Source organism: Puerhibacterium sp. TATVAM-FAB25 (assembly GCF_046535855.1).
Taxonomy (GTDB): Bacteria; Actinomycetota; Actinomycetes; order Actinomycetales; family Cellulomonadaceae; genus Puerhibacterium; species Puerhibacterium variabilis_A.
Genome location: NZ_JAXUAK010000005.1, coordinates 19,509 through 39,460 on the forward strand (window position 1 = coordinate 19,509; position 19,952 = coordinate 39,460).

Consider the following 19,952-nt stretch of genomic DNA (forward strand, 5'->3'; position numbering starts at 1 on the left):
TGGGGGGCTCGATGAGGGCTCGGTCCGGGCTCGGTCCGGGCTCGGGTCGCGGCTCGGCGCGGTGCGGCGCGGGGCTCGCGCCCGTCGTGCTCACGACGCTAACGACGCCGCGGCGCACCCGCACGCGCGGTGCCGGCCGCAGAAGTCGTGACCGCCCCGCACCCCGTCTAACGTGGGGGAATGTTCCTGGGTTCGCAGGTCAACCTGTATGCGGACGACGTCGAACGGGTCGTCCACTTCTACGCGAAGCTTGGCTTCGTCGAGACCTACCGGCACGGCCCGGAGGGCGCGCCGCGGCACGTCGAGGTGAAGGGCCCGGGGCTGGTGCTCGGGATCGCGTCCCCGCAGGCGGCCCTCGAGGAGCACGGGCTCGACGTCTCCCAGGACGGCGCCGCCATGGAGATCGTGCTGTGGTGCGAGGACCTGGACGCCGCGTACGCCGCCGCGCTCGAGGCCGGCGCCACCGTGCTGCGCGAGCCGCACGTGTTCCAGGACGGGCGCCTGCGGGTGGCGTGGGTCGCGGACCCGGCCGGCAACCCGCTGGAGCTGGTGCAGCAGCTGCGCTGACCGCCGTCGTCGGCCGGGCGCCGGGGGACGTCGAGAGGCCCGCCCCGCGTGACGCGGGACGGGCCTCTCGCTCTCGCTGACCGGGGTCAGCGTGAGGTCACTGGCTGACGGCCTTCTTCAGCAGCGAGCCGGCCGAGACCTTGACGCCGTAGCCGGCGGGGATCTGGATCTCCTCGCCCGTGCGCGGGTTGCGGCCCGTGCGGGCGGCGCGCTCGACGCGCTCGACCGCGAGCAGGCCGGTGACCTTGACGGCCTCGCCCTTGCCGAGGGACTCGATCAGCACCTCCTGGAACGCGTTGAGGGCGTTCTCGGCGTCCGCCTTGGTGAGGCCGGACTTGGCAGCGATCGCCGAGACGAGCTCGGACTTGTTGAGCGACATGCGGATCCCTTCTCCAGTTCACGCCGCACGGCGGGTGCCGTGGAGCGTCACGTTCAGCGCCTTCCGCGGCCCGAGGGCGGGAAGTCGAGGGACACACTAGGGAATCGGCGCGGATTTCCGCGACTTCTCGCCCCTGTGTCCGCCGTGGTGTCGTGCCGGTCGTGCGGAGGTCTCGTGCCCGGACGAGCAGTGCGCACCCCGTGCGCACCCCTCCGCGCCCTCAGCCCCCGGCCGGCCCGTCGTCGCGCCGCGCGGTCCGCGTCACCTCGGCCCGACGCCGCGCGGCGGTCACCGCCGCTGTCCCGGCGGCGGCCAGGAGGACGAGCAGGCCTCCCACCACCCAGGGCCCGGTGGCGCCGTCCTCGTGGCCGGCGTGGGCGGTGGACGACGCCGCCGCGGCCGACCGCGTCGCGGTCGCCGGGGCGGGCGCGTCCGTGGCGGTGGCCGGCGGCGGGGCGGAGGCCTCCGTGGCGGTGGGCGACGGCGTCGCGCCGCCCTCGAGCGTGAAGCCGAACGTGCCCTCGATCGGGTGGCCGTCGGAGGACACCACGCGCCAGGCGACGGTGTACGCGCCGGCGGCCAGGTCCGCCGGGAGCGCGGCCGTCACGGCGGTGCCGGCCACCTGCGGCGCGCTCGCGCCGGCGTCGGCCCCGGACGCGTCGGTGAGCACCACCTGCGCGCCGGTGGGCAGCACCTCGGCGCTGAACTGCAGCGTGAGGGCCGCCGGGGGCGCGTCGAGGACGGCGCCGTCGGCCGGGTCGGAGGACACGAGCCGGTCGTGCGCGCCGGCCGGCGCGGCGACCAGGGTCCCGCCGGCGAGCGCGCCGAGCAGCGTGAGCAGGGCGAGCAGCAGGGCGGCGGACGCGCGGCGCCGGCTGCGCGCGGTGGCGCCGGGTGCGGGGGCGGGCATGCGACCGACCCTAGGACGTGGCGCGGTCGGTCGCGCTCGACGGACGGCCGGTCGACATCTCGGCGGTGCGCACGGCGATGAGGCCGCCGGGGTCGAGCCGGGTGAGCAGCGCGTCGGCGATGGCCTTGAGCTGGCCGACCTGCTCCGGGGTGAGCGCGTCGAAGACGTTCTCCCGCACGTTCTCCACGTGCGCCGGAGCGGCCTCCTGGATGGTGGCCCAGCCGTGCTCGGTGAGGTGGGCGTTGGTGGCGCGCGCGTCCTCGGGGCACGGGCGGCGCTCCACCAGGCCGCGCTCCTCCATCCGGCGCACCACGTGCGACAGGCGGGGCAGCGTCGCGTTGGTGTGCGCCGCGAGCTCGCTCATGCGCAGCACCTTCCCGGGCGCCTCGGACAGGCGCGCGAGCACGTAGTACTCGTAGTTGGTCAGGCGCGAGTCGCGGCGCAGCTGGCTGTCCAGCACGCCGGGCAGCAGCTCGACGACCGCCAGGAGCCGGCTCCAGGCGTCGAGCTCGTCGTCGTTCAGCCAGCGCACGTCGTCCATGCGCCTATTCTCGCACATTGGTTGACGCGACAACTGATGACCGCTACGGTCGCTCGTGTTGGTTGTAGGAACAACTTTTTACGATTCCCAGGAGGACGTCATGGCCACCGTCAGCATCATCGGTACCGGGAACATGGGCACGGCCATCGCCGAGATCGCCCGCCAGGCCGGCGCCGCCGTCCAGGTCGTCGCCCACGCCGACGCCGACAAGCCCGTCATCGGCGATGTCGTCGTGCTCGCCGTGCCGTTCGGCGCCCTGGCCGAGATCGCCGCCCAGCGCGGCGACCAGCTCGCCGGCAAGGTCGTGGTCGACGTCACCAACCCGGTCGACCTCGCCACGTTCGACGGGCTCACCGTGCCCGCCGACAGCTCGGCCGCCGCGCAGCTGCAGGCGGCGCTGCCGCAGGCGCGCGTGGTCAAGGCGTTCAACACGAGCTTCGCCGCCACCCTGGCCTCCGGGACCGTGGGCGGGCAGACCACCACGGTGCTGCTGGCCGGCGACGACGACGCCGCCAAGGCGCAGGTCGCCGACCTCGTCAAGGGCGGCGGCCTTGCCGTCGCCGACGCGGGCGGCCTCCAGCGCGCCCGCGAGCTCGAGGCGGTCGGGTTCCTGCAGATGGTCCTCGCCGTCCGCGAGCGGATCGGCTGGACGGGCGGGTTCGCCCTTCAGGCCTGACGCCCACCGCCCCGCTCTCGCGCAGCCCGCTCTCGCGCCGCCCGCTCTCGCGCCGCCCGCTCTCGCGCCGACGGCTGGAGAACCGGGACGGAACTCGGCGGGTTCCGTCCCGGTTCTCCAGCCGTCGGCGTCCGTCCGTCCGGGGCGCCCGGTGGCGGGCGCAGGTCCGCGACCGGCGCGCGGGACGCCTCGCGACGTCGCGGCACGTCGCGGCACGTCGCAGCCGCCTGCGGCAGACTCGGGGCATGCCGGTCAGCAAGGACTTCTACTCCGCCTACGCCCAGGGCTACGCCCGGGTCGCGGCCGTCACCGTGCCGGTGCGTGCCGCCGACCCGGCCGCCAACGCCGCCGCCACCCTCGAGCAGGCCCGCGCCTGCCACGACGAGGGCGTCGCCGTCGCCGTCTTCCCCGAGCTCGGGCTGTCCGGCTACTCCAGCGACGACCTGTTCCTGCAGGACGTGCTGCTCGACGGCGTGCTGGCGGCGCTGGCCGAGATCGTCGAGGCCAGCGCCGACCTGCTGCCCGTGCTCGTCGTCGGCGCCCCGCTCGAGGTCGGCGCCCGCGTGCTCAACTGCGCCGTCGTCGTGCACGGCGGCCGGATCCTGGGCGTCGCGCCCAAGTCCTACGTGCCCACCTACCGCGAGTTCTACGAGCGGCGCTGGTTCGCACCCGGCGACGACCGCCGCGGCCAGACCATCGAGCTGCTCGGCTCACCGGTGCCGTTCGGGCCCGACCTGATCTTCGCCGCGTCCGACGTCGCCGGCCTGCGCCTGCACGTCGAGGTGTGCGAGGACATGTGGGTGCCCGTGCCGCCGTCGGCCGAGGCGGCCCTGGCCGGCGCGACGGTGCTGGCCAACCTGTCCGGGTCGCCCATCACGGTGGGCCGCGCCGAGGACCGCCGGCTGCTGGTGCGCTCGCAGAGCGCCCGGTGCCTGGCCGCCTACGTGTACGCCGCCGCCGGGCAGGGCGAGAGCTCCACGGACCTGTCCTGGGACGGGCAGACGATGATCTACGAGCGCGGCGAGCTGCTCGCCGAGACCGACCGGTTCCCCGACGGGCCGCGCCGCGCGATCGCCGACGTCGACCTCGACCACCTGCGCCAGGAGCGGCTGCACCAGGGCACGTTCGACGACAACCGCCGCACCCTCGCCGACCGCACCGGCACCTTCCGCACCGTCGAGTTCGCGCTGCGGCCGCCGGCCGGCGACGTCGGGCTGCGCCGCCGGGTGGACCGCTTCCCGTTCGTGCCCGACGACGCCGAGCGCCTGGCCCTCGACTGCTACGAGGCCTACAACATCCAGGTCACCGCGCTCGAGCAGCGCATGACGTCGATCGGCAGCCCGAAGATCGTCATCGGCGTCAGCGGCGGCCTCGACTCGACGCACGCGCTGATCGTCGCCGCCAAGGCGATGGACCGGCTCGGCCGCCCGCGCACCGACATCCTGGCCTACACGATGCCGGGCTTCGCGACCGGCACCGAGACCAAGGACCGCGCCTGGCGCCTGGGCCGCTCGCTCGGCGTGACGTTCTCCGAGCTGGACATCCGGCCGGCCGCGACGCAGATGCTGGCGGACATGGGCCACCCGTTCGGGCGGGGCGAGAAGGTCTACGACGTCACCTTCGAGAACGTCCAGGCCGGCCTGCGCACCGACTACCTGTTCCGGCTCGCCAACCACCACGGCGGCATCGTGCTGGGCACCGGCGACCTGTCCGAGCTGGCGCTCGGCTGGGCCACCTACGGCGTCGGCGACCAGATGTCGCACTACGCGGTCAACACCGGCGTGCCCAAGACCCTCATCCAGCACCTCATCCGCTGGGTCATCGAGTCCGGGCAGTTCGAGGACGAGACCAACACGGTGCTCGACGAGATCCTCGGCCAGGAGATCTCCCCCGAGCTGGTGCCCGCCGACGACGACGGCAGGCTGCAGTCCACCGAGTCGAGGATCGGCCCGTACGCGCTGCAGGACTTCACGCTGTTCTACGTGCTGCGCCACGGGTACGCGCCGAGCAAGATCGCGTTCCTCGCCTGGCACGCCTGGTACGACGCGAAGGCCGGCGAGTGGCCGCCCGGGTTCCGCGGGGAGCACGCCGAGTACGACCTGGCCACGATCCGGCGGTGGATGCAGCTGTTCTTCCGCCGGTTCTTCGCCAACCAGTTCAAGCGGTCGGCCATCCCCAACGGCCCCAAGGTGGCCGGCGGCGGCACGCTGTCGCCGCGCGGCGACTGGCGGATGCCGTCCGACGCGTCGTCGGCGGCGTGGCTGGCCGAGCTGGAGGCGAACGTCCCGGAGGCCTGACGGCCTGGCCGTTCCGTGACGCGGGCGGGCGGCACCGCGGGACGACGGCGGGTGGCACCACAGGCGGACGCGCCGGGCCCGGGCCGCGCGTACCGTCGGAGCGTGCTGCCGACGCCCGAGCCCGCCGCGGGCCCCGCCGCGCCGGTCGCGGCGCCCGGCCCGCTGGACCGGCGGCGTCCGCGCATCTTCCTGGCGACCGCCGTCGCGCTGGTCGGTCTGGGCGGCACGGTCGGCGCCGCGTACGGGCCGGGACGCTTCGGCCGCTGGCGCCCGGACGCCGGACGTCCCGGCCTCGACGTCGACGGGATGTCCGGCATCGTCACGGCCCGCCCGCTCGACGGCTGGGCGTTCCTGCTGGTGCTCGTCGCGCCCGTCGCGATGGTGGTGCTGCTGCCCCGCCTGCAGCGCACCGCGGCGGCGCTGGCGGCCGCGGCGACCGGCACCTACCTCCTGGTGGGCTACCCGTGGGGCCCGGTGGTCGCAGGCGCCACGATGCTGCTCGCGGCGGTCGTGCTCACCGGCCCGGCCCCCGCCGCGCGCCGGACGGCGTGGGCCGGGGCCGCCCTGCTCGCCGGGGCGGTGTGGAGCGCCGCGGCGCTGCGCGGCGACTCCCCCGAGCCGGGCGCCCTCGCCGGCGGGACGGCCTGGGCCGCCGTCGCGCTGCTCGCGGCCGGCGCCCTGCGCGACCGCCTCACCCGCGCCGCCGAGGCGCGCGCCACCGCGGCCCGCAGCCTCGCCGAGCGCCAGCGCACCGCCGTCGCCGCCGAGCGCCTGCGCATCGCCCGCGAGATGCACGACGTGCTCGCGCACTCCCTGTCGGCCATCACCGTGCAGGCCGGGGTGGGCCTGCACCTGCTCGACCGCGACCCCGGCCAGGCGCGCACCGCGCTGGCGAACATCCGCGACACCAGCCGGCAGGCGCTCGACGAGGTCCGGCTGGTGCTCGGCGTGGTGCGCGCGGGCGGCGAGGAGCCGGGCGACGGCGCCGGGGGCCCGGACGCAGCCGCTGTCGCCGCGCCGCTCGCGCCGACGTGGACGCTCGCGGCCCTGCCGCGCCTCGTCGAGCTCGCCGGCACCGCGTCCCTCGTGCCGCGCCTCGAGGTCGACCCCGCCGCCCGCGCGCTGCCCGAGCACCTCGCGGGCGTCGTCTACCGGGTCGTGCAGGAGTCGCTGACCAACGTGCGCCGGCACGCCCCGGCGGCCACGCGCGTCGAGGTCGCCGTCCGCGTCGCGGGCGGGCGCGTCGTCGTCACCGTGGACGACGACGACGGCGGCGCGGCGCCGGCGCCGGGCCCCGCGGGCTACGGCCTGCTCGGCATGCGCGAGCGGGTCGAGGGCGCGGGCGGCACGCTCGACGCCGGCCCGACGGCGGCCGGCTGGCGCACGCGCGCGGAGCTGCCGTGGCCCGGGACGGCCGCGCCCGGAGGCCCCCGGCCCGAGACGCCCGACGCCGGGGAGGCCCCGTGATCGACGTGCTGCTCGCCGACGACCAGGCGCTGGTGCGCGGCGGGTTCCGCGCCCTGCTCGACGCGGAGGACGACGTGCGCGTGGTCGGCGAGGCCGCCACCGGGGACGACGCGGTGGCCCTGGCGCTGCAGCACCTGCCGGACGTCGTCCTCATGGACGTGCGCATGCCCGGCACGGACGGCCTGGCGGCGACCCGCCGCATCGTCGCCGACCCCCGGGCCGCCGGCGTGCACATCGTCGTGGTGACCACGTTCGAGCTCGACGAGTACGTGGCCGAGGCGATCCGGGCGGGCGCGTCCGGGTTCCTGGTCAAGGACACGGAGCCCGCCGACCTGGTGCGCGCCGTGCGGGTCGCGGCGCGCGGGGACGCGCTGCTCTCCCCCACCGTGACCCGCCGGCTGCTGGCCCGCGTCGCCCTCGCGACGCGCGACGTCGTCGCGCCCGCCGCCCTGGCCGACCTCACGCCCCGCGAGCGCGAGGTGCTCGTCGAGGTGGCGCACGGGTTGTCGAACGACGAGATCGCGCGGGCCCTCCACCTCTCGGAGTCCACGGTCAAGACGCACGTGTCCCGGGTGCTCACCAAGCTCGGTGCCCGCGACCGCGCCCAGCTCGTGGTGGTCGCGTACGAGGCGGGGCTGGTGCGGCCGGGCTGGGCCGGCTGACCGTCACGGCGACGGCCGCGCCGGACGGCACGGGGCGGCACCGGGGCGGCACGGGGGCGGTCACGGGGGACGGCACCCCGGGACCACGAAGGTCGGCACGCCAGGCCGACGACGCACCGCCCGCCGCCGACGAGGGTGGGTGGTGCGGCCGACGGTCGGCCGCACCGAGGAGGTCGTCATGCTCACCGACGCAGCCACGCTCGTGGCGCACCCCGGCTGGTACGCCGCCCAGGGCGGCGGCCCCGGCTGGTGGATCGTCTTCCCGATCCTGTGGTTCCTGCTGTTCGCCACGGTCGTCTTCCTGATCGCGCGGCGCGCCCGCCGCGGCTGGGGTCCGGGCGGCCCGTACCGCGGCTCCGGGCCCGACCCGGTCGCCGTCCTGGGCGAGCGGTTCGCCCGCGGCGAGATCGACGAGGCCGAGTACCGCACGCGGCTCGCCGTCCTGCGCCCCGAGCCGCCGGGCCGCTGAGGACCGTGGCGCGGAGAGCGTCAGGGTCGGTGCCGGCATCGTGGGGATGCCGGGACCGACCCTGACGTGGTCGCGCCGGCGGTCAGGACGCGGTGAGGAACTCGTGCATCAGCGGGCCGGACGTCGTCGAGCCGCGCTCGCCGGTCTCCACGAACACCGCGACGGCCAGGTCGCCCGCGATCGCGATCATCCAGGTGTGCTGCTGGGCGCCGTCGGCCCCGTACTGGGCCGTGCCGGTCTTGGCGCCGACGATGCCGGGCACGTCCTGCAGCGCGCCCGCGCTGCCGTCCGTGACGACGGCGTGCATGAGGTCGCGCAGCGTGGCCGCCTCGTCCTCGGTGAGCCTCGACTCGGGCGCGGGGCTGGCGGGGGCCGAGGCCGCCGCGTCCGGGTCGTCCGACGCGCCCGCCGACGCGTCCGTCGAGGCGTCCGTCGAGGCGTCCGTCGAGGCGGAGGCCTCGGACGACGCCGCGGCCGGCGACGCCGCGGCGGACGCGCCGCCGTCGGCGGCCGCCTCCGCGCCGTCCTCGTCCTCGGCCGCGACGGGCTGCACGAGCACCGGCGCGACGCGGTGGCCGGCGGCCACGCTCGCGGCGACGGTGGCCATGGTCAGCGGGGAGACCTCGATGCGGTCCTGGCCGATGAGGCTGGCCGCGTGCTGGGTGGCGTCGGCGTCGGTGGGCACGTTGCCGAAGAACGCCGGTGCGCCGAGCGCGGACTCCACGCCCAGGCCCAGGTCGGCGGCCGCGTCGTGCAGCTGCTGCTGGGAGACGGTGTCGTGCTGGCCGATCATCGCCGTGTTGCACGAGTGGGCGAACGCCGTGCGGAACGGCACGTCGCCCGTGGCCGACGCCGGGTACTCGGGCACGTTGCCGAACCGGCGCCCGCCCACGGTGATGGTCTCGGGGCAGCTGACGGTGGTGTCGGGGGCGATGCCCGCCCGGGCGAACGCCAGCGCGTCCACCACCTTGAACGTGGAGCCGGGCGCGTACTTGCCCAGCATGGCGGTGTTGTACCCCTCGCTGCCCGGGCCCGACGCCGCGGCGAGCACCTCGCCCGTCGACGGCCGCACGGCGACGATCGCGCTCGCCGGCTCCTGGTCGGCCAGCACCCGCTCGGCCCGTTCCTGCAGCCCGACGTCGAGCGTCGTCTGCAGCGGCGTCCCGGGCTCGGCCTCCTGCCGGTAGAGCTCGCGCGGCTCGCCGTCCTGCGTCTCGGCGGTGACGACGACGCCGGGCGTGCCGGCGAGCTGCTCGTCGTACTGCCGCTGCAGGCCGGACAGTCCGGTGACGTCCCCGGCCACGACGCGGCCCTCGGACTCCTCGACGATCTCGGCGGTCGCTTCCCCGGCGCGCCCGAGCACCGGCCGGGCGAACGTGGAGGTCGGCGCCAGCTCCATGGTATCCTCGACGGCCACGACGCCGGGGATGCCGGTGGCGGCCGCGACGTCGACCACCGGGGCCTCCCGGCGCACCGTGATCGCCTCGACGAACGCCTTGTCCCCCGCCGCGGCGACCTTCTGGGCGTACGCGGCCGGGTCCATGGCCGTGCCGCCCCCGGTGACCAGCTCGGCGAGCGCCACGGCCGAGGACTCCCACGCGTCCGCGCCGACGCGCGTCTTGTCGATGCCGAGGCGCCAGACGTCGCGCGCGGTGACGATCGGCTGCCCGGCGCCGTCGAGGATGTCGGCCCGGTCGGCCTGGACCCGGCTCACCGCGAGCCGCTCGCCGCCCTCGAGCTCCGGCGCGAGGATCGCCGGCGTCCACGCCACCGACCACGCGCCGGGCTCGTCCGACCCGTCGGCGCCCTCGTCGTAGGTCAGCTCGGCGCTGGTGAGGTAGGTCCACTCGGCGTCGCCGCCCAGGTCCCACGTCCACGCGAGCGTCGCGGTGGCCCGCTCGCCGGCGTCGTCGCCGTCGTCGTCCACCGACACCTTCTCGAGCTCGACGCCCGCCTCCTCGGCGCCCGACGCCTCCAGCAGCGGCGCGAGCACCTCGGTGAGCTGCGTCTGCGGGTCCGAGGACGTCTCCGTGGTCAGCTCGACGCCGCCGAGGTCGCCGGCCCGCAGGGCCGCGACCAGCTCGTCGGCGGCGCCCTGCGCCGGTGGCACGTCGGGCGTGCAGGCGGCGAGCGGCAGCGCGAGCGCCGGGACGGCCAGCAGCGTGAGGCCGCGGCGGGATCGAGTGGCACGGGTCACGGTGGGCACGGCCGGGAGGCTATCGGAGGCCACCGACGCCGTCGGGCAGGCCGCGCGGACCTCTCCGTCGCGCGCACGGTCCTTTCACCCACCACCACGACCGCTAGGGAGCGGGCGCGGCGGTGCCGCCCCGGAGGGCGGCGCGGCACCGGCGCCGACGTCAGGCGCAGCACGCGGTGACCGAGGAGCCTGGGCGGCAGCCTCAGACGCGGACCGGCACCGCCTTGACCACCGGCTCCCAGCGACCCCGGTCCAGCGGCGGGGCGTCCTCGTCGACCCGCCCGGCCCAGACGCGGGCGTCCGCGATCGTGGCCTCGAGCAGCTCGCGCAGGCGGTCGTCGCAGTCGGGCACGAAGGCCTCGGCGATGCCCTGCACCGCCGTGGACACCACGGACGGGGCGGCGTCCCGCACGAACCGCTTGGGCTTGACGTGCGTGCCCTCGCAGAACTTCTGCGCCCACTCGGCCGTGCGGGGCACGGTCGCGAGCGCCGCGACGGACTCCGGCGCGAGGGTGCCCGGGGGGCGGCCCTCCAGCACGTCGAGCATGCGCTCCGACCCGTAGATGGCCACGGCGAGCGTCTGCTGACGGTCGGCCGGGGCCACGGGCAGGGCGGTCTGCGCGGCGCGCAGGGCGATGCGCACGTCCCAGCGCGGGTCGTCGCTCGCCAGCCCGATCACCGACGGGATCAGCGGCGCCAGACGCGGCCGCTTCTCGTCGCTGGTCAGGTCGTTGACGGCACGCGCGAGCATGGCCAGCAGCGGGTGCGTGCACTGCGGGTGGTCGCTCCAGCGTTCGCCTGCGAGATAGGACGCCAGCTCCATGAAGCAGGCGCCCTTCTTCGGATTCCGGTGCTTGCCGCGTCCCAGCATCGGCAGGACGTCGAGCGTGTCGTCTCCAGCCACGGTCCACCCCCGGTTCGGGTTCGGCTCTGCACATCGTCGGCAGCCACTCCAGTGTGCGCGCGGTGTGACGCACGCCGCAACGGATAAGCGGCGCCCAGGACCGCCGACTCCCACCCACCGCGGGTGAACTGTGGCCGGCCGACGCCGGGTGGCTCGCCGCGGCGTCCTCGGCGGGCCACGGCGCGGCCCGCCGACGGGCGGCCGGCGCACCCCTCCGGACCTGCGGCGGCGCTGCCGGGCGGGCGGGAGCGCGGGCCCGGGCGCCGTGCGCCGCCCGCGGGCCTCTCGTCCGGCGGCGTCTGTTCGGGTGGCGGCGGGCGGAGCGCACGGCATGGGGCCCTGTGCCGGGGCACGGCCGCCTGAGGTGCCCGGGCCCCGGCGCTGAGGCCGCGGCGCCGCCCCTCTGAGGTGCCCGGGCATGCCGTCTGAGGTGCCCCGACGCGGCAGGACGGCCCGATCGCCCGATGCCCTGACCTGCCGCCTTACCGCGAGCGTGGTGAGCACGACACAGCAGCACGACGGACGAGGGAGCGGTCATGACCAGCAGCACGTGGGACCCGAGCACCGAGGCCGAGGTGGCCTACCGGACCGAGCGCGCGCGGCGGGCGTACGCCGGGCAGGCGAGCCTCGACCGGAGCAGCGGCTGGGTGCGCGCCGCGGCCCGCCAGTGGTGGGACCTGTGGGTGCGCGGCACGGCCTGGGTGGCCCAGGGCGGCGACCGCGTCGGCGACACGCTCGACGGCGTCGCCGCCCAGCACGACGGGTCGTGGGACGAGTACGTGGCGCGCCGCGCCGCGGAGATCGAGCGAGGGCTCGACGGGATGCGCCCGGAGCGGGCGGCCCGCACCACCGCCCGCAGCGCGACCCGGTGACCGACCGCGCGACCGGCCGCACGACCGGCCCTGTGCCGCGGCCCCGCGACGGCGCTCCCGCAAAGTCGGCGACGAGCGTCGGCGGCGGGTGGGACGATCGGCACGTGCGCCGATCCGCATCCGTCCCTCTCGTCGGCCGGGAGGCCCAGGTCGCGACGTTCCGTCGCGCGCTCGAGCGCGCCGCCGCGGGCCGCCCGGGGATGCTGCTCGTCGGCGGCGACGCCGGCGTGGGCAAGACCCGCCTCGTGACGGACCTGGCCCGCACCGCCGAGGCCGCCGGGGCGCGCGTCGTCGTGGCGCACTGCGTGGACCTCGGCGAGGTGGGCATCCCGTACCTGCCCTTCGCGGAGGCGCTGGGCCTGCTGCGCACGCCGGGCGGGGCGGTCGACGCGGCCGTGCGCGAGCGGCCCGCGCTCGCCCGCCTGCTGGACCCCGCGACGGCGCCCGCGCCGGCCGGCGGCTCGGGCGCCGACCAGGCCGAGCGCCTGCAGCTCTTCGACGGCATCGCCTGCTGCCTGGCCGCCGCCGGCGCGCCCGGCGCGCCGCTGGTGCTGGTGCTCGAGGACCTGCACTGGGCCGAGCCGTCGACCCGCGACGTGCTGCGGTTCCTCGTCACCCGGCTGCGCGGCGAGCACCTGCTGGTGGTCGGCACCTACCGCAGCGACGACCTGGACCGGCGCCACCCTCTGCGGCCGCTCCTGGCGGAGCTGCACCGGCTGTCCGCCGTCGAGCACGTCGAGCTCGCCCCGTTCACGGCCGACGAGCTGCGCGCGTTCACCACCGCGCTGGCCGAGGCGCCGCTGCCCGACGACGAGTTCGACCAGGTGCTGCGCCGCAGCGAGGGCAACGCGTTCTTCGCCGAGGAGCTGGTCAGCGCCGGGGTGCCGTCCGCCGGGCTGCCCTGGTCGCTCGCCGACGTGCTGCACGCACGGCTGCAGCGCCTCGACCCCGCGGTGCAGGAGGTGGCCCGCGTGGCCGCCGTGGCGGGCCGGCAGGTGCGCGAGGACGCGCTGCGGGCCGCGGCCGGGCGCACGCGCGCGCTGGCCGACCCCACGGTGCTCGACGCGGCGCTGCGCGAGGCGGTCGCGCGGCAGGTGGTCGTGGTCGAGGGCGAGAACCTCGCGTTCCGCCACGCGCTGCTCGCCGAGGCGCTCTACCTAGACCTGCTGCCCGGGGAGCAGGCCGCGCTGCACCGCGCCTACCTCGCCGCGCTCGACGAGGCCCCGGGGCTCGGCAGCCCCGCCCAGCGCGCGCACCACGCGCTGCGCGGCCACGACCTGCCCGCGGCCCTGGCGGCGTCGTACGAGGCCGCGCACCGGGCGGCGCGGCTGCTCGCGCCCGACGAGCAGATGCGCCACCTGGAGCAGGTGCTCGACCTGTGGGACTCCGTGCCCGACGCGGCGGACCGCGTGGGCACCGACCGCGTCGCCGTGACGCTCGCCGCCAGCGACGCCGCCAGCCGCGCCGGGCACCGCACGCGGGCCGAGCAGCTCGCGCGGCGCGCGGTCGACGCGCTCGACGGCGACCCGGCGCGCCAGGCGGACGCGCGCAACGCGCTCGCGCGCTGCCTGCTCGACCTGGACATCACCGTCGCCGCCCACGAGGAGGCCACGCGCGCCGTCGAGCAGCTCGCCGACGCCGGCCCGTCCCCCGCGCTGGCGCGCGCCCTCGCGCTGCGCGCCCGCACCTTGCTCGAGCTCGACGAGGACGAGAACGCCCGGGAGATCGCCACCCGCGCGGTGGCGACGGCGCGCGCCGCCGACGCCCCGGAGGCGGAGGCCGACGCGCTGACCACGCTCGCCGTGCTCGAGGTCGACGACCACGACGCCGCCGCCGACGCCCTGCGCCAGGCCGCGCGGCGCGCCGCCGACGCCGGGGACCTGCTCACCGAGCTGCGCTCGGCGTTCAACCTCATGACCACCTACTACTACGCGGGCGACCTGCCCACCGCCGAGCGGCTGCTGCACGAGGCGCTGGACCGCGCCCGCGCGACCGGGCTGGCGTGGAGCCCGTACGGGGTGTCGCTGCACCAGCTCGCGGAGATCGTGCGGTTCGTGCGCGGCGACCTCGCGGCGCGGCCCGCGCCCGACGACGTCCCCGCGCCGGCGCTGCCGGCCGTCCTGGCCGCCGGCATGTACGCCGCGGTGGCCCGCGGCGACGACGACGTCGTCGCGCGGGCCAGGGCGCTGCACGACCACTGGGAGACCGACGGGTCGCTCGCGCTGTACGCCGGCGGCACGCACGTCGACGCGCTGACGTGGGCCGGCCGGTACGACGACGCCGTCGCCGCCGCGGTGGAGCTCACCGGCCACCTGGGGCGCGTGTGGTGGGAGTTCTTCCTCGGCCGCATCTGGATCTGCGCGCTGGCGATCGCCGCGCTCGCCGAGGCGGCCGAGACTGCCGAGACTGCAGACGACGACGCCCGCCGGGCGCTGCTGGCCCAGGGCGACGAGCTGCTGCGCGTGGCGCACACGACCGCCGAGCGCGGCCGCCCGCGCGGCGGGCGGATGGGCCCCGAGGGGCGCGCCTGGCTGCTGCGGGCCGAGGCGGAGCACTCCCGGCTGCGCGCCGCCGCCGGTGCCGCGCCCGCCGACCCCGCCGTCTGGGAGGCGACCCTGCGGGAGTTCGACTACGGCTACCGGTACGAGGTGGCGCGCACCCGGTTCCGCTGGGCGCAGGCGCTGCACGCGGCCGGCGACGCCGGCGCGGCCGAGGTGGAGGCCGCCGAGGCGCTCGCCGAGGCCGACGCCATGGGCGCCGCGCCGCTGGCCGCCGCGGTCCGCGCGTGGGCGCGGCGGGCGCGCGTGGCGCTGCCCGGCGTGCGGCGCGAGGGGCCGTCGCCCCTCACCGACCGCGAGGAGGAGGTGCTCGCGCTGGTGGCCCAGGGCCTGAGCAACCGGCAGATCGGCGAGCGCCTGTACATCTCCACCAAGACGGTGAGCGTCCACGTGTCGAACCTGCTGGCCAAGCTCGGGGTGTCCGGGCGGGCCGAGGCCGTCGCCGTCGCGCACCGCCGCGGGCTGCTGAAGGCCTGACGCCTCGGCGGGCGCCCCGGGGGCGACCCGGCGGTCGAGGCTGCGACGCCGCCGGGAGTGCTCCTGGAGCTGCGGGGGCGTCGTGGCCTTTACTGGCCCCATGGCTCCGGACGTGCAGGCTGCCCGCCAGCCCCGCCCCGGGCTGACCGCCGCGGACGAGGCGTTCGACCGCGTGGCGCGCCTCGTGCACCGCCAGCTCGGCGTCCCCGCGGCGTTCGTCGCCTTCCTCGTGCCCGACGGCGTCGCGCTGCCCGGGGCGCTCGGCCTCGCCGAGCCCGTGCAGGCCGCACGCCGCCTGGCGGTGACGCAGCCCCTCACCCGTCGGGTGATCGACTCCGGTCCGCTCGTGCTGTCCGACGCCGCCGGCGAGGTCCACGCGCCGTCCGTGGCCGCGCTGGTCGGCCGCCCGGTGGCCGCCCTCGCCGCCTTCCCCGTGCACGCCGCCGGCCCGGGCGCCGTCGGCGCGCTGTTCGCCGTCGACGACCGCCCGCGGTCCTGGACCGAGACGGACCTCGCCACCCTGGCCGACCTCGCCGCCACCTGCAGCGGCGAGATCCGCCTGCGCACCGAGCGCGAGCGGGCCCAGGCCGCCGAGCGCGCCGCGCGGCGGGCGCAGCGGCGCTCGCAGCTGCTGCTCAGCCTGTCCGAGACGTTCGCGGACGCCACCACCGTGGCGCAGGTCGAGGAGCGGATCCTGGAGATCCTGCGCGCGGGCGCCGGCGCGCGCTGGTCCTCCCTGGCGCTCGTGGACCGCGACCGGCGGCGGATCGCCTACGTCTCGCCCGACGCGCAGGACCGCCACCTGCCGCCCTCCATGGCGCGGGCCCGGATCGACGACCCGCGGCCGCTGGCCCAGGTGGTGCGCACCGCCCAGCCGCTGTACTTCCGCAGCAACGCGGAGCTCCTCGCGGCGTTCCCGTCGGTGGCGCCGCACGTGCCCGCCGGCGGCGCGTGGTCGTTCCTGCCGGTGGTCGCGCGAGGGCTCGTGGTCGGCGTCATCGTCACCGGGTGGAGCGACGACCGCGAGCACGACCCCGACGCCGCGGCGCTGGAGGCCACGCTGGCTCAGTACGTGGCGCACGCGCTCGACCGCGTGGCGCTGCTCGAGGAGCGCCGGCACGTGGCCACCACGCTGCAGGAGGCGCTGCTCACCGCGCCGCCGACCGTCCCGCACCTCGACATCGCCTCGACGTACGTGCCCGCCACCCGCACCGACCAGGTGGGCGGCGACTGGTACGACGCGGTGGCGATCGACGAGGACACCACCGTGCTGATGATCGGCGACGTCACGGGCCACGACATGGCGGCGGCCGCGCAGATGGGCCAGCTGCGCTCGATGCTGCGGGCGCTGGCGTGGAGCCACGACGAGCTGCCCTCGGCGCTGCTGACCCTGCTCGACCGTGCCAACCACCGGCTCGGCCCGCGCGCGGGCGCGAGCGCCGTCGTCGTGCGCCTGGAGCGCCTGCCGCTGCACGGCGAGCACCCCTTCGAGCCCGGGTCGTACCTGGTCACGTGGTCGAACGCCGGCCACCCGCCGCCGCTGGTGCTGCGCCGCGACGGCAGCGTGGAGCGGCTCGACCCGCGCCCGGACCTGCTGCTCGGCGTCGCGCCCGCGACGCCGCGGCACGACCACACGGCGGTGCTGGGCCCCGGCGAGACGCTGCTGCTGTACACCGACGGGCTGGTCGAGCGGCGCGGGCTGCTGCTCGCCGACCGGATCGCCGAGCTCGCCCGGGCGCTGGCCGCCACGCGCGGCGCCCCCACCTCGACGCTGCCGCCGACGCTCGTGCGCCGGCTCGTGAGCGGCCCGCAGCGGGACGACGTCGCGGTGCTCGCCGTCCGCGCGCGCGTCACCGCGCCGGCGGCGGTGCAGGCCTCGGTGGGCCCGGTGCAGGCGGTGCGGCAGGTGACGCCGCACCTGGAGGACCTGGGCCCGGCGCGGCGGTGGGTCGACGACGTGCTCGAGACGTCGGGCGTCGGCGCCCGCGAGCGGCGCACGGCGATGCTGCTCACGAGCGAGCTGGTGACGAACGCGCTCAAGCACGCCGGCCCGCCGGTCACCGTGACGGTCGAGGTCCGCGGCGGGGCCCTGCGCGTGGCCGTGCACGACGGGTCGACCGCGCTGCCCGTGGTGCGCCACCCGGAGCCCACGGAGCTGTCCGGTCGCGGCGTGCAGTTCCTGGAGCGGCTCTCGGCCCGCTGGGGCGTCGAGGTGCACGACGGCGCCGGTGCCGCGGGCGGGCACGGCGCGGGTGAATTCGGCGCGGACGGCCACCGCGTGCCCGGCGGCGGCAAGACCGTGTGGTTCGAGGTGGACACCGCGACGGCGCCGGTGGGCGCCGGGGACCGAGGGTTCGGTGCCTCGGCCAGGACGGCCGTGGTCCGGCGCCGGGCGGACGGTTGACCGGGCGCACGACCCCTGCCGTTCGTCGGACCCTCCGCGTAGCGTGTGAGCCATGACTCAGGCCACCGCTGCGCCGCGGGTCGCCGACGACGACGTCGCCGCCGCGCTGGAGTCCTACCGAACCGAGCTGCGAGGCTACTGCTACCGCATGCTGGGCGGCGCCTTCGAGGCCGACGACGCCGTCCAGGAGACGCTGCTGCGGGCGTGGCGCGCCTACGACCGGTTCGAGGGCCGGTCGTCGCTGCGCTCGTGGCTGTACCGCATCGCCACCAACGTCTGCTTCGACCACCTCGGCTCGGCCGCCTCGCGCCGCGAGCGCCCCATGGGCCTGGGCGGGCCGGCCGCCCCGGTCGAGGAGAGCTTCGGCGAGACCCTGCCCGAGGAGCGCTGGGTGGAGCCCGTGGCCGACGACGCCGTGCTGCCGCGCGAGGGCGACCCCGCGCAGGTGGCGGTGGGGCGCGAGTCGATCCGCCTGGCGTTCGTCGCGGCGCTGCAGTACCTGCCGCCCCGCCAGCGGGCGGTGCTGGTGCTGCGGGAGGTGCTGCGCTGGTCGGCCGCCGAGGTGGCCGGGCTGCTGGAGATGTCGGTGCCGGCCGTGAACAGCGCGCTGCAGCGGGCGCGGGCGACGCTCGAGCAGAAGGCGCCGTCGCGCGAGGACGCCGAGGCCGCACCGGCGCACAAGCCGGGCGCCGCCTGGGCGGAGGCGATGCTCGAGCGGTACCTCGACGCCTTCGAGCGCTACGACATGGACGCCCTCGTCGCGCTGCTGCGCGACGACGCGGTGCTGAACATGCCGCCGTACACGATGTGGGTGCAGGGCAAGGAGGACGTCGCCGCGTGGATGCTCGGCCCGGGCGCGGAGTGCCGCGGGTCGCGCTGCGTCCCCGTGCGGGCGAACGCGTCGCCGGCCTTCGGGCAGTACCGACCATCCCCCGGCGGTGGGTACCACGCGTGGGGGCTGGTGGTGCTGGAGGGTGACGACGCCGGCCGGGTCGCCGGCATCACCACGTTCCTCGACACCGGGACGTGGTTCCCCCGGTTCGGCCTGCCGGAGCACCTGCCCGCCGACGCCTGACCCGGCTCGCCGAGCCGACCCGCTGACCCCGGCCCGCCGGCCCTCGTCGGCCGGTCCGTGCTGCACCATGGGTCGGTGACCTCCGCGCCCCTCCCCCGCCCCCGGCGGGCACCCGTGGGGCGGCCCGCCCCGCCGGCGCGGGCGCCGCACCGGGACCGACGGCTGGTCGGCTGGGTGGCGCTCGGCGGCGCCGCCGGCTCGGTGCTGCGGTACGCCGCCACGCTCGTGCTGCCGACGCCGGGCGGCTGGCCGCTCGGCACCCTGGCGGTCAACGTCGTCGGCGCGTTCCTCCTGGGGCTGCTGCTGGAGGCCCTCGCCCGGCGCGGGCCCGAGACCCGGCGGCTGCAGCGCCTGCGGCTGGCCCTCGGCACCGGCGTGCTGGGCGGGTTCACCACGTACTCGTCGTTCGCGCTGGAGGTCGAGCAGCTGCTGCGCGACGGCGCCGCCGCGCTCGCCGTCGGCTACCTCGCCGCCAGCCTCGTGCTCGGCACGCTGGCCGCGTTCGCCGGCGTCGCCGCCGGGGCGCGGGGGCCGCGGGGAACGGCAGGGCGCCTGCACGCGCCCGACGCCGCGCCCGGACCGGCTCCCGGCACGGGAGGTGCCCCGTGACCGGCCCGCTCGCGTTCCTGCTCGTCGCCCTCGGCGGCGGCGTCGGCGCGGCGGCCCGGTTCGTCGTCGCCGACGCCATCCGGGCCCGGCGCGCCACCGCCGTCCCCTGGGGCACCGTCACGGTCAACGCGGTGGGATCCCTCGTCATCGGCGTCGTGGCCGGCGCGGTGCTCACGGCGGGCGCCGACGGCCTGGAGCCGTGGCGGCTGCTGCTCGCGACCGGGCTGTGCGGCGGGTTCACCACCTTCTCCACGGCCACGGTCGAGGCGGTGACGCTGCTGCGGGGCGGGCACCCCGGCCGGGCGCTCGCCACGACGGCGGCCCACCTGCTGCTGTCGCTCGCCGGCGTGGCGCTCGGGCTGGGGACCGTCCTTCTCCTGGCCTGAGGTCGGTGGGATGCTCAGGACGTGACCGTCGTCGTCCACTGGCGCGAGGCCTCCCCGTACGGGCCCTCGCTCGAGTTCGTGTGCCAGGTGGGCGACATGGGCGGCGCCCGGGCGCTGGCGCGCAGGGCGTCGGCGATGGCCGAGCCGGACAAGACCGGCCGCCTCTCGGCCTCCGACCCGCTCGGCGCGGTCGCCGCGCGCTTCCCGGGCGAGCTCCTGTGGCGCCCGGTGTCCGCCGGCGGCGGCAAGGAGGAGTGGCGCGTCGGCGCGGACGCCGCGCGGCGGTTCCGCGAGGCTGACGTCGAGCGCTTCAACGCCACGCAGGAGGCGGCGCGGGAGCGCCGCCACGACCGGCGGCACCATCACCACCACCGCTGACCGCGGGCAGCCAGACCGAGGCGCCGAGCAGCCGGGCCGCGGCGGTCAGCCAGGCGCCGGCGGCGCCGAGCGTCGTAGTTTCCCGGCTTCCCGCGCCCGGAAGCCGGGAAAGTGCGACGCTCGC

18 protein-coding genes are annotated in these 19,952 nt (G+C 77.3%); 13 read left to right on the forward strand and 5 right to left on the reverse strand.

Annotated elements, in window-relative coordinates:
- Positions 1–180 precede the first annotated feature (180 nt).
- Complete coding sequence (locus tag U5M74_RS06625) at positions 181–567, forward strand: VOC family protein (protein ID WP_410907329.1); 387 nt, start codon at positions 181–183, stop codon at positions 565–567.
- 97 nt (positions 568–664) lie between these two features.
- Here the strand turns inward: U5M74_RS06625 and U5M74_RS06630 are convergent, their stop codons facing one another.
- From U5M74_RS06630 to U5M74_RS06640, 3 genes are all read right to left on the reverse strand, one after another.
- Complete coding sequence (locus tag U5M74_RS06630) at positions 665–946, reverse strand: HU family DNA-binding protein (protein WP_069983148.1); 282 nt, start codon at positions 944–946, stop codon at positions 665–667.
- Between the two features lie 220 nt (positions 947–1,166).
- Positions 1,167–1,856, reverse strand: coding sequence for a copper resistance protein CopC (locus U5M74_RS06635; RefSeq protein ID WP_410907331.1), 690 nt, complete (start codon positions 1,854–1,856; stop codon positions 1,167–1,169).
- A 10-nt stretch (positions 1,857–1,866) separates the two neighbouring features.
- Positions 1,867–2,397 carry a MarR family winged helix-turn-helix transcriptional regulator gene (locus tag U5M74_RS06640; protein ID WP_410907333.1) on the reverse strand — a complete coding sequence of 177 codons (531 nt, stop codon included), beginning with the start codon at positions 2,395–2,397 and terminating at the stop codon, positions 1,867–1,869.
- 100 nt (positions 2,398–2,497) lie between these two features.
- Here U5M74_RS06640 and U5M74_RS06645 point away from each other — a divergent pair, with 100 nt between their 5' ends.
- From U5M74_RS06645 to U5M74_RS06665, 5 genes are all read left to right on the forward strand, one after another.
- Positions 2,498–3,073, forward strand: a complete 576-nt coding sequence (locus tag U5M74_RS06645) for an NADPH-dependent F420 reductase (protein WP_410907335.1) — start codon at positions 2,498–2,500, stop codon at positions 3,071–3,073.
- 245 nt (positions 3,074–3,318) lie between these two features.
- A complete protein-coding gene (locus U5M74_RS06650) occupies positions 3,319–5,370 on the forward strand; it encodes an NAD(+) synthase (RefSeq protein ID WP_410907337.1) in 2,052 nt (683 codons plus the stop codon).
- Between the two features lie 102 nt (positions 5,371–5,472).
- Positions 5,473–6,837, forward strand: a complete 1,365-nt coding sequence (locus U5M74_RS06655; RefSeq protein ID WP_410907339.1) for a sensor histidine kinase — start codon at positions 5,473–5,475, stop codon at positions 6,835–6,837.
- The gene (locus U5M74_RS06660) at positions 6,834–7,499 is read left to right on the forward strand and encodes a response regulator (protein ID WP_410907341.1); all 666 of its coding nucleotides are present in this window, start codon (positions 6,834–6,836) and stop codon (positions 7,497–7,499) included. The genes U5M74_RS06655 and U5M74_RS06660 overlap by 4 nt, the downstream gene beginning before the upstream one ends.
- A 178-nt stretch (positions 7,500–7,677) precedes the next feature.
- Entirely contained in the window at positions 7,678–7,968 is a 291-nt protein-coding gene (locus tag U5M74_RS06665) for an SHOCT domain-containing protein (protein ID WP_410907343.1), read from the forward strand.
- An 82-nt stretch (positions 7,969–8,050) separates the two neighbouring features.
- Here the strand turns inward: U5M74_RS06665 and U5M74_RS06670 are convergent, their stop codons facing one another.
- Together U5M74_RS06670 and U5M74_RS06675 are read right to left on the reverse strand one after the other, a co-directional pair.
- Entirely contained in the window at positions 8,051–10,174 is a 2,124-nt protein-coding gene (locus tag U5M74_RS06670) for a penicillin-binding transpeptidase domain-containing protein (RefSeq protein WP_410907345.1), read from the reverse strand.
- A 193-nt stretch (positions 10,175–10,367) separates the two neighbouring features.
- Entirely contained in the window at positions 10,368–11,069 is a 702-nt protein-coding gene (locus U5M74_RS06675; protein WP_410907347.1) for a hypothetical protein, read from the reverse strand.
- A 536-nt stretch (positions 11,070–11,605) separates the two neighbouring features.
- Here U5M74_RS06675 and U5M74_RS06680 point away from each other — a divergent pair.
- The 7 genes from U5M74_RS06680 to U5M74_RS06710 all read left to right on the forward strand — a co-directional run bounded on the left by U5M74_RS06680 (position 11,606) and on the right by U5M74_RS06710 (position 19,828).
- Entirely contained in the window at positions 11,606–11,941 is a 336-nt protein-coding gene (locus U5M74_RS06680; RefSeq protein WP_410907349.1) for a hypothetical protein, read from the forward strand.
- Between the two features lie 104 nt (positions 11,942–12,045).
- Entirely contained in the window at positions 12,046–14,976 is a 2,931-nt protein-coding gene (locus U5M74_RS06685; protein WP_410907351.1) for a helix-turn-helix transcriptional regulator, read from the forward strand.
- 100 nt (positions 14,977–15,076) lie between these two features.
- Positions 15,077–17,380 (forward strand): SpoIIE family protein phosphatase, encoded by a 2,304-nt coding sequence (locus U5M74_RS06690; RefSeq protein WP_410907353.1) that lies wholly within the window; start codon positions 15,077–15,079, stop codon positions 17,378–17,380.
- Between the two features lie 52 nt (positions 17,381–17,432).
- Positions 17,433–18,455, forward strand: coding sequence for a sigma-70 family RNA polymerase sigma factor (locus tag U5M74_RS06695; protein ID WP_410907355.1), 1,023 nt, complete (start codon positions 17,433–17,435; stop codon positions 18,453–18,455).
- Positions 18,456–18,530: 75 nt separating this feature from the next.
- Complete coding sequence (locus U5M74_RS06700; RefSeq protein ID WP_410907357.1) at positions 18,531–19,064, forward strand: fluoride efflux transporter FluC; 534 nt, start codon at positions 18,531–18,533, stop codon at positions 19,062–19,064.
- Positions 19,061–19,450 carry a fluoride efflux transporter CrcB gene (gene crcB / locus U5M74_RS06705; RefSeq protein ID WP_410907359.1) on the forward strand — a complete coding sequence of 130 codons (390 nt, stop codon included), beginning with the start codon at positions 19,061–19,063 and terminating at the stop codon, positions 19,448–19,450. Before U5M74_RS06700 ends, crcB begins: the two co-directional genes overlap by 4 nt.
- A 21-nt stretch (positions 19,451–19,471) precedes the next feature.
- Entirely contained in the window at positions 19,472–19,828 is a 357-nt protein-coding gene (locus U5M74_RS06710) for a hypothetical protein (protein WP_410907361.1), read from the forward strand.
- The last annotated feature ends 124 nt before the right edge of the window (positions 19,829–19,952 follow it).

Coding starts and splice junctions, on each gene's coding strand:
- U5M74_RS06680 (WP_410907349.1), top strand. CDS start 11,606: ATGACCAGCAGCACGTGGGACCCGAGCACCGAGGCCGAGGTGGCCTAC.
- U5M74_RS06650 (WP_410907337.1), top strand. CDS start 3,319: ATGCCGGTCAGCAAGGACTTCTACTCCGCCTACGCCCAGGGCTACGCC.
- U5M74_RS06635 (WP_410907331.1), bottom strand. CDS start 1,856: ATGCCCGCCCCCGCACCCGGCGCCACCGCGCGCAGCCGGCGCCGCGCG.
- U5M74_RS06690 (WP_410907353.1), top strand. CDS start 15,077: ATGGCTCCGGACGTGCAGGCTGCCCGCCAGCCCCGCCCCGGGCTGACC.
- U5M74_RS06645 (WP_410907335.1), top strand. CDS start 2,498: ATGGCCACCGTCAGCATCATCGGTACCGGGAACATGGGCACGGCCATC.
- U5M74_RS06630 (WP_069983148.1), bottom strand. CDS start 946: ATGTCGCTCAACAAGTCCGAGCTCGTCTCGGCGATCGCTGCCAAGTCC.
- U5M74_RS06625 (WP_410907329.1), top strand. CDS start 181: ATGTTCCTGGGTTCGCAGGTCAACCTGTATGCGGACGACGTCGAACGG.
- U5M74_RS06695 (WP_410907355.1), top strand. CDS start 17,433: ATGACTCAGGCCACCGCTGCGCCGCGGGTCGCCGACGACGACGTCGCC.
- U5M74_RS06665 (WP_410907343.1), top strand. CDS start 7,678: ATGCTCACCGACGCAGCCACGCTCGTGGCGCACCCCGGCTGGTACGCC.
- U5M74_RS06640 (WP_410907333.1), bottom strand. CDS start 2,397: ATGGACGACGTGCGCTGGCTGAACGACGACGAGCTCGACGCCTGGAGC.